Source organism: Aeromonas jandaei (assembly GCF_037890695.1).
GTDB lineage: Bacteria > Pseudomonadota > Gammaproteobacteria > Enterobacterales > Aeromonadaceae > Aeromonas > Aeromonas jandaei.
Map to the genome: position 1 here is coordinate 3,275,388 of NZ_CP149571.1, position 13,523 is coordinate 3,288,910.

13 protein-coding genes are annotated in these 13,523 nt (G+C 53.2%); 6 read left to right on the plus strand and 7 right to left on the minus strand.

Translation table 11 applies throughout. The annotated features are described in order from the left end of the window. Positions 1-31: 31 nt before the first annotated feature. Complete coding sequence (locus WE862_RS15350; RefSeq protein ID WP_198493500.1) at positions 32-478, minus strand: hypothetical protein; 447 nt, start codon at positions 476-478, stop codon at positions 32-34. 514 nt (positions 479-992) lie between these two features. Here WE862_RS15350 and WE862_RS15355 point away from each other — a divergent pair. Then, a complete protein-coding gene (locus WE862_RS15355; protein ID WP_042029646.1) occupies positions 993-1,649 on the plus strand; it encodes a HEPN domain-containing protein in 657 nt (218 codons plus the stop codon). A gap of 38 nt (positions 1,650-1,687) precedes the next feature. Here the strand turns inward: WE862_RS15355 and WE862_RS15360 are convergent, their stop codons facing one another. Both WE862_RS15360 and WE862_RS15365 read right to left on the minus strand, forming a co-directional pair. Continuing rightward, positions 1,688-2,326, minus strand: coding sequence for an ADP-ribosylglycohydrolase (locus WE862_RS15360; RefSeq protein ID WP_225628386.1), 639 nt, complete (start codon positions 2,324-2,326; stop codon positions 1,688-1,690). 6 nt (positions 2,327-2,332) lie between these two features. Further along, positions 2,333-2,623 carry a DUF4258 domain-containing protein gene (locus WE862_RS15365; protein ID WP_029303229.1) on the minus strand — a complete coding sequence of 97 codons (291 nt, stop codon included), beginning with the start codon at positions 2,621-2,623 and terminating at the stop codon, positions 2,333-2,335. Between the two features lie 100 nt (positions 2,624-2,723). Here WE862_RS15365 and WE862_RS15370 point away from each other — a divergent pair, with 100 nt between their 5' ends. After that, positions 2,724-3,632, plus strand: coding sequence for a WYL domain-containing protein (locus WE862_RS15370; RefSeq protein WP_042029647.1), 909 nt, complete (start codon positions 2,724-2,726; stop codon positions 3,630-3,632). Between the two features lie 103 nt (positions 3,633-3,735). On the opposite strand, the gene WE862_RS15375 is transcribed toward WE862_RS15370, so the two are convergent. From WE862_RS15375 to WE862_RS15385, 3 genes are read right to left on the minus strand one after another with little or no spacing between them, the layout of a single operon-like run. Further along, positions 3,736-4,806, minus strand: a complete 1,071-nt coding sequence (locus WE862_RS15375) for a patatin-like phospholipase family protein (protein WP_042029648.1) — start codon at positions 4,804-4,806, stop codon at positions 3,736-3,738. Then, the gene (locus WE862_RS15380; RefSeq protein WP_198493499.1) at positions 4,791-5,708 is read right to left on the minus strand and encodes a diguanylate cyclase regulator RdcB family protein; all 918 of its coding nucleotides are present in this window, start codon (positions 5,706-5,708) and stop codon (positions 4,791-4,793) included. The genes WE862_RS15375 and WE862_RS15380 overlap by 16 nt, the downstream gene beginning before the upstream one ends. Then, positions 5,705-8,113 carry a dynamin family protein gene (locus WE862_RS15385; protein WP_042029649.1) on the minus strand — a complete coding sequence of 803 codons (2,409 nt, stop codon included), beginning with the start codon at positions 8,111-8,113 and terminating at the stop codon, positions 5,705-5,707. The genes WE862_RS15380 and WE862_RS15385 overlap by 4 nt, the downstream gene beginning before the upstream one ends. A gap of 353 nt (positions 8,114-8,466) precedes the next feature. Here WE862_RS15385 and sbcB point away from each other — a divergent pair, with 353 nt between their 5' ends. Both sbcB and WE862_RS15395 read left to right on the plus strand, forming a co-directional pair. Next, on the plus strand, positions 8,467-9,894 hold the full coding sequence (gene sbcB, locus WE862_RS15390) for an exodeoxyribonuclease I (protein ID WP_042029665.1): 1,428 nt from the start codon (positions 8,467-8,469) through the stop codon (positions 9,892-9,894). A gap of 133 nt (positions 9,895-10,027) precedes the next feature. Next, entirely contained in the window at positions 10,028-10,528 is a 501-nt protein-coding gene (locus WE862_RS15395; RefSeq protein ID WP_042029667.1) for a hypothetical protein, read from the plus strand. A 70-nt stretch (positions 10,529-10,598) separates the two neighbouring features. On the opposite strand, the gene WE862_RS15400 is transcribed toward WE862_RS15395, so the two are convergent. Further along, the gene (locus tag WE862_RS15400) at positions 10,599-12,308 is read right to left on the minus strand and encodes a glycoside hydrolase family 36 protein (protein WP_042029651.1); all 1,710 of its coding nucleotides are present in this window, start codon (positions 12,306-12,308) and stop codon (positions 10,599-10,601) included. 160 nt (positions 12,309-12,468) lie between these two features. Here WE862_RS15400 and WE862_RS15405 point away from each other — a divergent pair, with 160 nt between their 5' ends. Both WE862_RS15405 and WE862_RS15410 read left to right on the plus strand, forming a co-directional pair. Then, positions 12,469-12,825 carry a CidA/LrgA family protein gene (locus tag WE862_RS15405; RefSeq protein ID WP_005333279.1) on the plus strand — a complete coding sequence of 119 codons (357 nt, stop codon included), beginning with the start codon at positions 12,469-12,471 and terminating at the stop codon, positions 12,823-12,825. Continuing rightward, positions 12,822-13,508 carry an LrgB family protein gene (locus WE862_RS15410; protein WP_033112624.1) on the plus strand — a complete coding sequence of 229 codons (687 nt, stop codon included), beginning with the start codon at positions 12,822-12,824 and terminating at the stop codon, positions 13,506-13,508. Before WE862_RS15405 ends, WE862_RS15410 begins: the two co-directional genes overlap by 4 nt. Positions 13,509-13,523 lie beyond the last annotated feature (15 nt).

Below are 13,523 nucleotides of genomic sequence, written 5' to 3' on the forward strand. Positions count from 1 at the left end.
GTGATGCGCCGACCGTTTGCTGCAAAAGCCATCATTTGCCTTCAAGCAAGGCTGGCGGTGTACTCTCGCCACGGCATTTGAGTTGCCCCAGCGCGTTGGTTCGGCAGACGGTGCCATCAGAGGCACGCAGGTTACCGAGACTATCCTCACGCCACGTCACCCGTTCGCCGGTTTTGGCATTGCTGCCACGCACATGGCCCAGTGCGTCTTTGCGGTAGGTGGTGCCATCGCTGCCCTTGAGGTTGCCCAACGGATCGGTGCGCCAGGTGATACCGGTACCCGAGTCTTTGATGTTGCCCAGTGCATCCTCACGCAGAGTGCCCTGTTTGCCATCATCACACTGGTAGATAGTGTTGCCCAGCGCATTCTCCCGATAGGTGCAGTCTGCGGCAAACACGATTTGCGGCGTTAGGCCCAGCAACAGAGCGATCAGTGACAACAGGCGTGTCGCTAACCAAAAGCCGGGTTGGTTACTCATCGCATATCCCCTCTGAGGTGAACTCGGCTGACTATACCGGGCCAGCCGCACAGCTTCGATACTGGGGTTTTGCACATGTCGTGTTTTCAGGCGGATACAACTTTGACTCTAAAGAGTGTGAACAAGGAGCTCACTGCAATAATTTGAGCCGTGTTACTCTAGGCCAAATGGAACTTGCCTGAGGGATATCATGCCGATACAACCACCCCCTTCTACTTATCGCTGCCCAACATGTGGCTGGCACAAGACGGTTGTACCCAAGAGCGATGTTATGGTACGTGGCCACACCTGGTTTGAGGCCTGTCCCGAGTGCCACCATGCCCCACTGGAACAATCGTCGGCCACCATGGTGGAGCTAGCCATTGCAACGCTGAAGGGTGTCATCCGCAAGTAGCCGCTGCTATCGCCACATTGCTATTCCAGCCAGTTCTTCATCAACCTGATGATCAAGCTGCAGGACAGAGAGTCTGGTTATCAAAGCTGGCTATTCATCTGATTGAGAAGGAAATCGTCGTTGAATTTTGAACAGTTGAAAAACCGTCACCGGACGCTGCGTGAACACGCTCCCAGCAACCTCAACCTACGAGTTCATCGTGCATTAAGCTGGCTGCAACGCGCCGAAATGGCCGAGGATGAAGATGGCCGCTTTATCTTTCTTTGGATTGCGTTCAATGCGGCCTATGCCACTGAAATCGATGACGATCGTCGCCTCTCGGAACAGGAGACCTTCAAAGGCTTTCTGGAGAAACTGTGTGACCTAGATGAGCATAAGCAGATCGAGCAACTCGTCTGGCAAGAATTCTCTGGCAGTATCCGCATGCTGCTGGACACCCCGTTTGTGCTGCAAGGCTTCTGGGATTATCACAGCGGCAAAATAAGCGAAGCTCAGTGGAAGGAGCGGCTGGCACAAGGTAAGAAGATGGCAACCCAGGCCCTCGCCAGCAGCAACACCCCACAGTTGCTGGGCGTGGTGTTTAACCGCCTCTATACCCTGCGCAACCAGTTAATTCATGGCGGTGCGACCTGGAACAGCTCGGTCAATCGCAAACAACTGAAGGATTGCGCCAACCTGCTCGGCAAACTGGTGCCGGTGATCATCGAGTTGATGATGGCCCATCCCGATACCCTGTGGGGAGATGCCTGCTATCCGGTGGTTGAGCTGGCTGGTTAATCAGTCGCAAGATGGCGGGCTGCGATGGCCCCTCGGCTTCAATCCGTCCGATCTGACAGATAGAAAGCCCCGGTTAACAGACCATAGACCAACCGCACCCGCTCATCCCTGCCCAGCAGCACACCGAGTAGCACTTCGCCGCTTGCCAAATCGTCACCATGCCAGAAGCACCAGAGGGCTGCCTCCACTACATCCAGCCAGCTGGCATGGCCCAGCTGATTGCGTGACTTGCGCCGCCAGCTGCCGCGCACCACGGCGCCGCTATTCGGAGATGTGGCTGCCAGCGCCCGCTGCTCCATGACGCTTACCGTTAGTCCATCCAGCTTGGCCTGGCGACTGCCACGCACTCCTCGCAGCAATTTGTCGAGTAGCAGCGCCAACAGACGAAACGCATCCTGATCTTCAAAGCAGGCATCCTCCCCCAGCAAATCAGCAGCACCGACCATCAGTTGCTCACGCCCCAGATAGATGGGCTGTGACGTGCAATCCAGCCTATGTTGTTCGACATGGATAGCCAATGCCACCACCACCGCCAGTGGTGAAGTCTCACCCTCTTGGTGACACGTGCCTTTGGCAAGCAGAACGGTCAGCTCCCTAGCTCGCTCGGCTGGCAGTAGGCAATATATCCCCTTGATCAGGGGCATGGCCGCCTGACCTGATAACAGACTTGAGTTCATAGCGCCTCAGTGACGATCGCGTTTGAAGTGGGTGGTTTTATGACCGACGGTGACAATCTCACCGCCTTGCAGTACCAGATAGTGAACGCGCAGCCGCTGGCAGCATTCCGCTGGCACTCCGTACTCGGCTTGCAGCATCGTCACGCCTTTGCGATCGAGATAAACCAGTTCGCGTCCCTGGTGATAAGAAGAACGTCCGATGCTCAGCAGCAGCTCTACCAGCTCGGGAGCAATACCGCGCTGCTGCATCCGGCACGCGGCGTGATGGCTGTACGCACTATCCAGCTTCCCGTTCATGGCATTCCCCTTTGGCGCTCATTTCGATGGACTCATTATATGTAGCCTGTATACTCATGCCGATACTGGTTACATAAACATGTCGCATTTTGGAGCACGTATGGCACCCAAAGAGCTCACCTGGGATCAAACCCTTCGTTTTCGTCTGCTGGAGATCGTCTTGCAGTGGGAGGGACGGCTGACCACCAACCATCTGATGACCGCCTTCAATATCGGCCGCCAACAGGCGTCGCGGGATATCAACCACTACCTGACCCACTACTCACCGGAAGGGCTGGTCTATGACAGAAGCCTGAAGGGATACAAACCCACAGAGCACTTTGTCCCGCGCTTTAGTGAGGGAAAAGTGGATGAGTACCTGATGCTGCTACACCGTGAAAAGCAGCACCAGCGCCAACATGAAGCGGGCCTGTTGACACTGCCGCTGATGGATCTGCGCTACGGCCACATCGAGATCCTGGATGTGCCAAACCGCCATATCGACCCGAAAATCGTGCGTGGTTTGGTGCAGGCGGCCCGTGGCCAATTGCGGGTCGATGTCGATTACGTATCCCTCAGTTCAGAGGAGCAGAGTGGCCGCAATATCGTGCCCCACACTCTGGTCTATGACGGAATCCGCTGGCACGTACGCGCCTACTGCGAGAAGAAGGGGGAATATCTGGACTTTGTGATGAGTCGTTTTCGCGGCGAACCGGATCTGCTGGATGCCTCCCCTCACGGCCGGGATCAAGATCTGGAGTGGAACACCCAAGTGACCGCTGTAGTCGTTCCGAATCAAAGCCTCAGCGAGGGACAGCAGGCCATCATTGCCAGAGACTATACCATGACAGGGGACCAACTGTTGATTAACCAGCGCATCCCTTTGATGCACTACGCATTGGAGCGGATGCAGGTGAGCTATAACGGTGAACACCAACAACATCCCTTGCTCTACCCGCTGGTACTGGCCAACCGGGAGGAACTCATCGAGCAAGGCTGTACCTTCAAGCTCAAAAATATAGATTGTTAACCACGACAAAAAAGAGAGGCATGACGCCTCTCACATTTACAGTCTTAATATCGCAGGACTATGACCCAATTTACCTGAGTTCAAAAATATTAATTTTTTTCGTTTACTTCAACCTATCCATAGCGTTTTTTAGCGCCATATCAGTTTGAATATTCCTGTCTTGGCTGTCTGAAACGATCACTTCCGAAGTACGAAGTGCCTGTCGAGCTTGAAGAGGTTTCTGGATTCGCCCTATTACACTCATTGTGTCATGGTAGCCCTGCTCAATCCATGAACCGATATGCTGGGCAGTAAAGCCAAGTAGATCCTTTCCACCTCCAAATAAACCATCATGACGTTTTAAGGATCTTTGTGGGCGAATCTCCAACACAGTAGTGTCTGAGATATTGTGGCGATCCCACGGCGAGCCATCGCTCAGGTGGGTGACAATCACCATATTGCAACCAGCGTCAATCAAAGGTTTTACTGGTGTGTTGCCCTGCATTGTATGCCAGCCTCCCATTCCACCATCACTGTAAAGCACACCATTAATCTCACGTGATTTAAACAATAAGGGTAACGCGGCAGAGGCTAGCAACGCCTCTTTCTGTTTATTGACAGGTAAACTTTGTACGTGATGGAACTCCGAAATACGAGTCGCTCCGATCCCAAATTCTGCGGCTATGCACTTAAGGATATCTGTCATGCCACCTTCAGTGGGATATAAGGAAACGTACAGTGGCAACCCTGAGGATAAAGCATCTATATCCAGATAGCTGTTCATCAAATCGATCAGCGGCTGGTCTGAAAGCAGTGAGTCATTTTGCGGCCCTACCGCACCGGTTGCCAATGCTGCGCAACGGAGTGCCTCACATATAATACCTCCCGCTTTACTCAGTACTGGTGTACCGAACCCCAAGCCAAACTGTGTAAGCAGTGAAAGATAGACAGATTTGTTGATCGCTAGCACCTTGCTACTGCCAAGATGCGACCAAATAGCCGCCATCCTTTCTGCAGCCTGTGCCAAGGTCGGTGAAGAAGCCAAAATCGCACCATTGAGCGCACCAATACTGGCACCGGCAACAACATGAACTTCTGTGCCAGATTCAGCTAAAGCTCTGACAACACCCACTTCATAAGCGCCGATGGCTCCGCCGCCGGAAAGCGCAAGCCCAACTTTCATCGGCTGCTCCATACTAACTCCTTACTGAAGATTTCATTGACCATAGCCTCTGCAATACGCTCTGCAGAACACAACCTTGGCATACGTATAGGCAGAGCATCGTATTTCTGTGTAGTGGACCAGATGATCGGATGAATATCTGGATTACACCAATCAGCTAACCAGTTAACGGCGGAAAACCAGTCACTATGTTGTTCATGATCACCCGACCAAGCCAGCCAACTACGCGTGTCATGACGCGACCATGACTGGCTGTTATGGTCGTCAGCAAGCTGAACCAGTGCTCGGTTTTTGAGAATATCCAACAACTGCTTTGCCTGCTGCGGTTCACCATTGCGGATCACTTCACCAAATGCCCCCCAACGCAGTTCTTCTAGGGCAACATAGCAACGCCCGGCCAACGGTAGGAGCGAATATCGACCGGCTTGCCAAGTAGAAAATATTTGTTCAAGATGCAGTTGGCCACGTTGCAGTCGATCGACACTACGGAGCTGCAGTTCCAGATGATTGAGTTGTTGATTAACTTGCGTCGCCAACATGTTCAATTGTTCACGCGTGTCTGCGGAATAGTGCGCAATAGCAGCAGTATCCTGGATCAATGAAGTGACTCTATCATTCACCTGCGCAAGCGCATAATTAGTAGTGGCAAGTGATGACGTTAACTCTGTAAGCCAATTGAGAGATGACTCCACACCATCTAACAACGAAGCATTGATGGCTTGTTGCCGCTGAGATGATCGTCCGCTAAATCCTTCTTTAATACGCCGGAAAAATGATCGATCCGTTTGTTGACGCACATGGTCGTGAACTACATCTATCCCGTTGGCGAAGTCAACGATAAATTTCTCCGGCAAGCATGCCATGATTTGACATGCCTCGCTCTTAGGAAACGTTTTAGGAAATATTGTGTTCACAGCATCGTCTCCAAATCTTTCTTGAGCATTTTGCTATCACTGATCATCTCCGGTGTCAGCTTTCTCAGTGCACTAAGGCGCTCAGTCAATTGTTCTTGTTCTTGCTGGCTACTTTTATGATCCTCCGTGCTCTGGATCAGAGTATGTCGAAGTTGCTCTACCTTGCCTTTGAATGTAATGAAGAAGCATTCAATCTCTTTGAGAATTGGAATATTAACTTGCTCATCAATAGCATTATTCAGCTTTTCAAAATGTTCTTTGGTCTGATTTCTGACAGCATCCTTAATTTTATTAATATTTACCACACTACGTGTGACATCTTCTTTATAGGTTTCCCAGCCCCAATCATCAGTGTTAAACCAACCACATAACGTTCCCCATATGCCACTGGATCGACGATGCCTTGTTTCGCTAAATGTTTTCTGTTCTAGCAGATTGGTTATACGAGTGTCGGTGGCAAGATGAGTCTTCAAATCACTGATCTTCGGGAAAGATACTTTCACAGTAAAACCATCTTCCTCCAGACGTGAGTTAATTTGATTTGCAATTTTGTCAACTGCTAACATTGTTTTAGAATGAAAGCTTCCTTCAATCCCCCCCACAACCTCGGTCAACATTGGCTTAATTTCATTTTCTTTTTCAGCTAAAATACCAATAACTGACTCTTCAATTTTTTTAATAAACTGAGTCGCTTCAGCATGTTCAGAAAATTTAACTTCTGGGTTATCTGGATCAAAATCACGAGTTTGCTGCCCAGTACTTCCAACTAAGGTCCCCCAAATAGTACCGATAACCCCACGTTTATCACTTTCTTCACTGTTATTTTTGCCATGTTTTGAATGACGTTCAAATTCCTTGTTCAGAGCTTCTTCTTGGCGTTTCCCTTCTTGGAAGTACTTATCCAGTTCTTTTTCCAACTCGCTTTCAGTGTTATCTAGCAAATTTTTAGTTTCATTGGTTATATTCCTCATGACACACTTCACCTCCTTATCAACTTCTTGCTGACAAGCCGCAACCTCCTCAATATCTTTGATAAGGCTTTTAATTTGTGTCTGTAAGGTATGAATACTAGCTTGCAACCCCTGATGACGTAACGACAGATATTCGTCGATATTTTCAGCATTCTGTACCAGCTTAGCCGCAGCAGAGTCAACCGCCAGCGCCGCGGCTTTGGCATGAGCAGCGTGGATCACTTCAGTGATCAATTTTTCAAATAGTGATGTACGCCAGATTGTGTTTGCCTTTTTGAGCACAACTCCCACATCAGCAAGAACATCATCTTCATCTTCTTTCCAGTCGAGACCAAATGCCATTTTGGCAAAATCATCAACCCATTCTTCGCTGTCAGAAAGTTTACCGGCTTGATCTACTGCTCTGCGCGCTCGGTTTGCCAAATAAGCTCGAAGAGATGAACCAGGGTAAACACGACCACTGTTTAGTGCACCGCTATCTAGCATGGCGGGAATTGCCTGTTTAACAGTCTCAGCGTTGTCGCTATTAGCATTTTTTTGATCGAATTTATTGACCAGTACAAATAGACGACCAGCAGCAACCTCCGCAATAGCGTTTAATTCTTTACGTACTTGCTGATCCGCCTCTGATTTCAGTTGGGTGTAATCTAGCACCGCAAGAACAGCAGAAGCTTTTTGGAGCTGATCGTGCATCATTGCTTGTAGCTGAGGTTGACCTGCCTCATTCGGGCCAGGTGTATCTAAGAGTGTCAGCGTACCTTGGCAATCATCTATTCCGACAAGGTGGCTAAACTCTACCTCAATTACTGGGAGTTTATGGACTTCTTCGTAGGCGGAAAAAGGGAAATCCACACGTAACGCTGTAGCTAAACGAACTAGATCATTAAGCGAAGCGAGACAAGAAAATATATCATCTTCACCATAGTAATTGCCTTTAAGCCATGTGTTATCAGCAATAATATCCAGCAACTTCCATTGTGCCTGATCTTTTTTCAACTCAGTGAGTAGTTTTTTACCATCTTCAGTATCGATTTTTTTCTGCAACGTCACGAACAGTTTCTGGATAGGCTCAATATTATCGAGTCGCAACTCTGGTATTATTTTATCCGGCACATGACGAATCAAGGTTGGAATCGATGTCATTGGGCGATTGCGGTTGGGTAGGATCTCTTTGCCGACAATCGCGTTAATGGTCGTGGATTTACCTGCTTTCATGGTACCCACAACTGCGAGGACCATTTCTTTCCCGAGAATTTTTTTTTGCTCTCCCTGCAACTCTTCAATTCTCTTTTCAGCTTTCATACGATCAAACAATTGAGCATTGCTGTCACCTAGAACTGTCGGTTCTATTAACATTTTTTGCAGCAAGTCAATGTTAAGCTCTAACAATCTTTCAGCTTCATGACACAACAACTCGATATTATTCTCGTGCATTACTTTTCCTTGTTTTGCTCATTTTTAGTACCAAAATACACTTTGGTAGCATTTTCTTATGCGTTCGCTCTTGAACGAACAAACATGCCAAATTTGTTATGGCCTGATTATATAGATTGGCAATCTGAATTTTAACTACTGTACAGACTCACATGTCACATTTTCAGGCAGAAGTCAGCGCAAAGCAGACTGTCGCCCACCACCACTCCGCACTTACCGCCCAATAAACGACCACCTGCACGGCTCGCCCTTCGCTCTGCCTGCGCTATGGTTTACCATGCAAACAATTGTGGTGCATGGCACCGCCCACCCAGGCGCTAGCCGCCGTCATCGGATACCTCATCTCGAGCAACATGAGCAAAACAGCACACGCCGGCAGCGAGCCGACCTTCTATTTCCACGACTACGAGACCTTCGGCATCAGCCCCGCCAAGGACAGGCCATCGCAGTTTGCCGGCATTCGTACCGATGCGGATTTCAACATCATTGGCGAGCCGCTGGTCATTTATTGCAAACCGCCAGCGGACTACCTGCCGGATCCGGAAGCGTGCCTTATCACCGGAATCACGCCACAAAAGGCGATGAAGGATGGGCTGTGCGAGGCGGATTTCATTCGCCAGATCCACGAGCAGTTCGCCACTCCGAATACCTGTGTGCTGGGCTACAACAGCATCCGCTTCGATGATGAAGTGACCCGCTACACCCTCTATCGCAACTTCTATGACCCCTATACCTACAGCTGGCAGAACGGCAACTCCCGCTGGGACATTCTCGACATGCTGCGGGCCTGCTACGCCCTGCGCCCGGAGGGGATCGAGTGGGCCTTTGATGATGAAGGCAAACCGATTTTCCGGCTGGAGAAGCTGACTATCGCCAACGGCGTCGCCCATGCCAATGCCCACGATGCACTCTCTGACGTGCTGGCCACCATCGAGATGGCCAAGCTGGTGAAAAAGGCCCAGCCCAAGCTGTTCGGGTACCTGTTTGACCTTCGCAACAAGAACAAGGTGAAGGCACTGATCGACGTGGTGACCATGAAACCGCTGGTGCACGTCTCCGGCATGTTCTCCCCGTGGCAGGGGTGTGCAAGCTGGGTCTCGCCGCTCGCCTGGCACCCCGCCAACCAGAACGCGGTGATCATGGTAGATCTGACCCGCGACCCCACCCCGCTTATCGAGCTCACCAGCGAAGAGATCCGCGAGCGCCTCTACACCAAGAAAGAGGAGCTGGGGGATCTGGCGGGCATTCCGGTCAAACTGGTGCACATCAACAAGTGTCCGGTACTTGCACCGGCCGCCACCCTGACGGCAGAGCGGGCCGACCAGCTGGGCATCGATCGGGAGCAGTGCCGCAAGAGCCTGGATCTGCTGCGCGCCCACCCCGAAGTGCGGGAAAAACTGGTGGAAGTGTTCAATCAGGAGTTTGCGGGCAGCAGTGACGGCGATCCTGATACCCAGCTCTACGCCGGCTTCTTCGGTCACGGCGACAAGTCCACCATGGATCTGGTGCGCGCCACCCCCTCAGACCTGCTGGGCGAGCGGGAGTTCGCCTTTACCGATTCACGGCTGCCGGAGATGCTGTTTCGCTATCGCGCCCGCAACTGGCCGCACACTCTGAGCGAAGCGGAGCAGAAACGTTGGCGGCTGCATTGCAGCGACTACTTCAGCCGCCGTCTGCCTGACTATGTACCGCGTCTGGAAGCGCTGGCCGAGCAGAATCAGGGTAACGAACGAAACTTTGCGATTCTTAAGAGTCTCTACCACTATCTGGAAGATTTATGAGTTGTGAGTGATTTCACACTAAATCCTCCTCGCCAATCCCCTTCTTCAGGTCATAATGACGAAGGGGATCTTCTCAAAAACCAATGTGTTGCATCCCTTTGTCATGCCTCTATCGAACGGAAGCCATTTGCTGATGCCTCGTCACCACGCTCTGCTGGGATTACTGGCCCTGCTGCCGCTGGCAGCCAACGCCGCATACCGGTTCGATGTGCCGGACTACCTTGCGCTGTTGCCGGAGCAAACCTACCGGATCGTGGAGCACAGCTTCAGCACCCTGTACAAGCAGACTGACTTTACGCCTCAGGTCACCAACAGCTACTTCAACAACTCCAACCTCTACAAATTTGTCGGGGTGCCGCTGGTTATCTCCGCCCAATCCGGTTTTCAGCTGGAGGTGTTTGGTCAGGCCTATAACCGCGCGTCTCAGGCCTATATGCACCTGAGCGAAGATATGTCGCTTTACCGGGTGATGCGGGTCGACGTGATGGGCAACCCCAACGATCGGCTGGCTATCGGTTTTGGCTTTGGTATGCCAATCACCCCTAATCTCACCCTCAAGGCCATCACCTCGGGCAGCGATATCCCGGGTTATGGTTCAGCCAAATACGCGGCTGGCGTCGAGTGGCGTTACTGACACAGGCCCCCTAAATAGCAAACAATTCAGGCTCCCGAAGGAGCCTGAATTGTTTGAGAGGCGAGCCTTATCAGACGTAGTGGATCACCCGCCCTTCGCCCCCTTGCAGGGTCACAGCCGTACCGACTACCTGCCCATGCCAAAAATCGGTTCCCCCTTCCGGCAGCAGAAACTCCTGTGGTTGCCCCTCCCAGTTGAAGAGGCAGAGCAGAGTGCCGCCCTCGGGCAGGCTTACTTCGCCACAGGCAAAGTCCATCGATTCGAAACGGGCAGAGGGTGCACGAACAGCACAAAGACCCAGCAGCTTGCACAGTTGCGCCGCCTGCTCCTCATCGAGATCTTGCAGTCGATCACCCGCCAGCATCATGCCGCCACTCGCCACCAGCGCTGCCAGATGGAAGCTGTAATCCGCCTTGCTTGCCTGCTGGCTCGGTAGATCACGCAGACAGATACAGTCGGGGTCGAGGGCCCAGAGCTTGTCGTTCTGCCAGGCACGGCAGAAGGCTTCGCGAGCGATCTGGCGATAGCGGTGGCCGTTGCGCTCCACGTCATCGCTTACCCGCATGCCGTGCACCAAGCCAAGGCTTGGCCAGATGGGCGCGTTGCAACCGAGCAGGAAAGCGCCTTCACCTGCACCACGCAGGATGGCGGCCATGCCGCGCCGATAGGCTTCAACCCGGGTGGCTGCCGGATCGTGGAAACGACCACCGTGGATGGCGCCCCAGAAGTTGGCATCGAGCTTGAAGTAGTGGATGCCCCACTGTTCGCGCAGGGTGCGGAACACCTGCTCAAGGTGCGCCTGCACCTCGGGGTGGGTACCATCCAGCACATACCAAGGGGTACAACGCCAACCACCATAGGTGACCCGCTCGGAGGGCAACGGCAGACCGTCATCCCCCTTCACAAACCAGTCGGGGTGATCCTGAAACACCTGCGAAGTGGGTTCGGCAATAAAGGGAGCGACCCAGAGGGCAGGCTCGCAGCCAGCCCGTTTGATCTCGGCAGCCAGTGAGGCTACACCTTGCTCGAACTTGGCCGACGGAGTGAGCCAGTCGCCCATCTTGGCCTGATAGCCGTCGTCGATCTGCACATAGCGCAGGGCCGGGAAGCGCTCGGCACGCACCTGCAGGTTCTCGCGAATATCGGCGGCACTCACCTCGGCGTAGTAGTGATACCAGGAGCACCAACCGCTCGGGCGCTCACTCACCTTGCCGATCAGCGAGCCGTGCTCGACCTCGATCATCCGCGCCAAATCAGCCAGCAGATCTTCGCGCTCCGGCCCTTCGAGGCAGATCAGCGCCTCGCTCTGCCAGTGCTCACCGGCCGCAAGTTTTCGCCCTTCGCAGTTCATCAGGATCTGCAAGCGACCATCAGGGTAGAGACGAAACTCCCCGCCAAAACGGTGACAGCTGGCAAAGGCGAGCAGCAGCCACCCCTTGTTATGCTCCACCAGCAACAGGTTGTGAATGGTGTGGTAGCCATTGTCATCGGTGATGCGATAGACGCTGGCATCGGGGCAACGGCCGACATGTTGCGGTGATTGCCAGCTACCCATGGTCTGGGCCAGCATCTGGAATCCTTCGCCATAGATGGCGCTCTCCACCGGCAGGCCAAGCTTGCCGTCAAACAGCACCCAGCGCTCAACCGGAGTTGCATCAGCGCCGGTGTTGTCGAGTCGCACCCGACACAGGGGACCTTCCCACTGACGGGTTTGCAACAGATGGGGTGGCAACGCAGTATCGTTCGCCAGCTGGCGAACTCGGGACAAGAGGGATGTCATCACTACTCCTTGTAGTTCGAAAAGGGTTCTATCGTGCACTTTTCAAAAAATGCCAATCAAATCAGCTTCAAATGAACTGATTTCAGTTGTTATTGTTTTAATGCCGCGACCCGGCCTCTCTGGTAAACTGCGATTTTTCTTCCCAGTCGATGAGGTTCACGTGATCGCGCAACGCGCCTTGCTGTACTTTCGTGACTTTATGGTCATCGTCGCCTGCCTGCTGGCAGGCAAATCCGTGGCAGCCATCCTGCCGTTTGCCTTTCCCGGCAGCATCATCGGCATGCTGCTGCTGTTTGTGCTGCTCTCCCTGCAACTGATCAAGCTGCACTGGGTCGAGCTGGGCGCAGGCTTGCTGCTGCGCCACATGGGCGTTTTGTTCGTGCCGGTCGCGGTCGGACTGGTGGCCTGGCTAGAGCCCCTGCGCCAATCCTTCGGCGTCATCATGCTCTGCATCGTGCTCGGGATCGTGCTGATCCTCGCCACCGTCGGTCGGCTCTACCAGAGGATGAACAAATGATCTTCTGGCTAGCCATTCCCCTGACCCTGGCGCTCTATTTCGCCACCCGCGCCCTCTATCGACGCCTGCCCTGGCCCATCATCAATCCGGTGCTGGTGCCGACCGCGGTGATCATCGGCCTGCTGCTCTGGCTCGATCTGCCCCTTGAGCAGTACGAGCGCGGCAGCAGCCCCATTACCATGCTGCTGGAGCCCGCCGTGGTGGCGCTGGCGCTGCCGCTCTATCAGCAGGCGCGCCAGATCCAGGCCAAGCTCAAGCCCATCCTAATCTGTACCCTCGCCTCCGTCTTGATCTCGGTGTGCACAACTCTGCTGATCGGTCATTTTATGGGCACAGATCCGGCACTGCTCGCCTCATTGGCGACCAAATCCATCACCACCCCGCTCGCCATGAGCGTCAGCCAGTCCATCGGCGGCATTCCCGCCATTGCGGCCGCAGTGGTGGTGGTGGTGGGGATTGTCGGTGCCCTGATCGGCTACCCGCTGCTCAAACTGCTGAAAGTGACCGACCCGGAAGCCCAAGGGCTTGCCATGGGGGCCTGTGCCCACGCCATCGGCACCGCCACCTCCGCCGAGAAGGGCATCACCCAGGGGGCCTTTGCGTCGCTCGCCATGGTGGTGTGCGGTATCCTCACCGCAGCCGTCGCTCCCCTCCTCTTTGCCATCTATCACTGGCTCACCTGACCGATGATTAACCAC

Bases quoted from the DNA above. Each gene is read 5' to 3' on its own strand.
- WE862_RS15365 (WP_029303229.1), bottom strand. From the start codon at position 2,623: ATGAACGGGAAGCTGGATAGTGCGTACAGCCATCACGCCGCGTGCCGG.
- WE862_RS15360 (WP_225628386.1), bottom strand. From the start codon at position 2,326: ATGAACTCAAGTCTGTTATCAGGTCAGGCGGCCATGCCCCTGATCAAG.
- WE862_RS15385 (WP_042029649.1), bottom strand. From the start codon at position 8,113: ATGCACGAGAATAATATCGAGTTGTTGTGTCATGAAGCTGAAAGATTG.
- sbcB (WP_042029665.1), top strand. From the start codon at position 8,467: ATGAGCAAAACAGCACACGCCGGCAGCGAGCCGACCTTCTATTTCCAC.
- WE862_RS15375 (WP_042029648.1), bottom strand. From the start codon at position 4,806: ATGGAGCAGCCGATGAAAGTTGGGCTTGCGCTTTCCGGCGGCGGAGCC.
- WE862_RS15370 (WP_042029647.1), top strand. From the start codon at position 2,724: ATGGCACCCAAAGAGCTCACCTGGGATCAAACCCTTCGTTTTCGTCTG.
- WE862_RS15410 (WP_033112624.1), top strand. From the start codon at position 12,822: ATGATCTTCTGGCTAGCCATTCCCCTGACCCTGGCGCTCTATTTCGCC.
- WE862_RS15395 (WP_042029667.1), top strand. From the start codon at position 10,028: ATGCCTCGTCACCACGCTCTGCTGGGATTACTGGCCCTGCTGCCGCTG.
- WE862_RS15400 (WP_042029651.1), bottom strand. From the start codon at position 12,308: ATGACATCCCTCTTGTCCCGAGTTCGCCAGCTGGCGAACGATACTGCG.
- WE862_RS15350 (WP_198493500.1), bottom strand. From the start codon at position 478: ATGAGTAACCAACCCGGCTTTTGGTTAGCGACACGCCTGTTGTCACTG.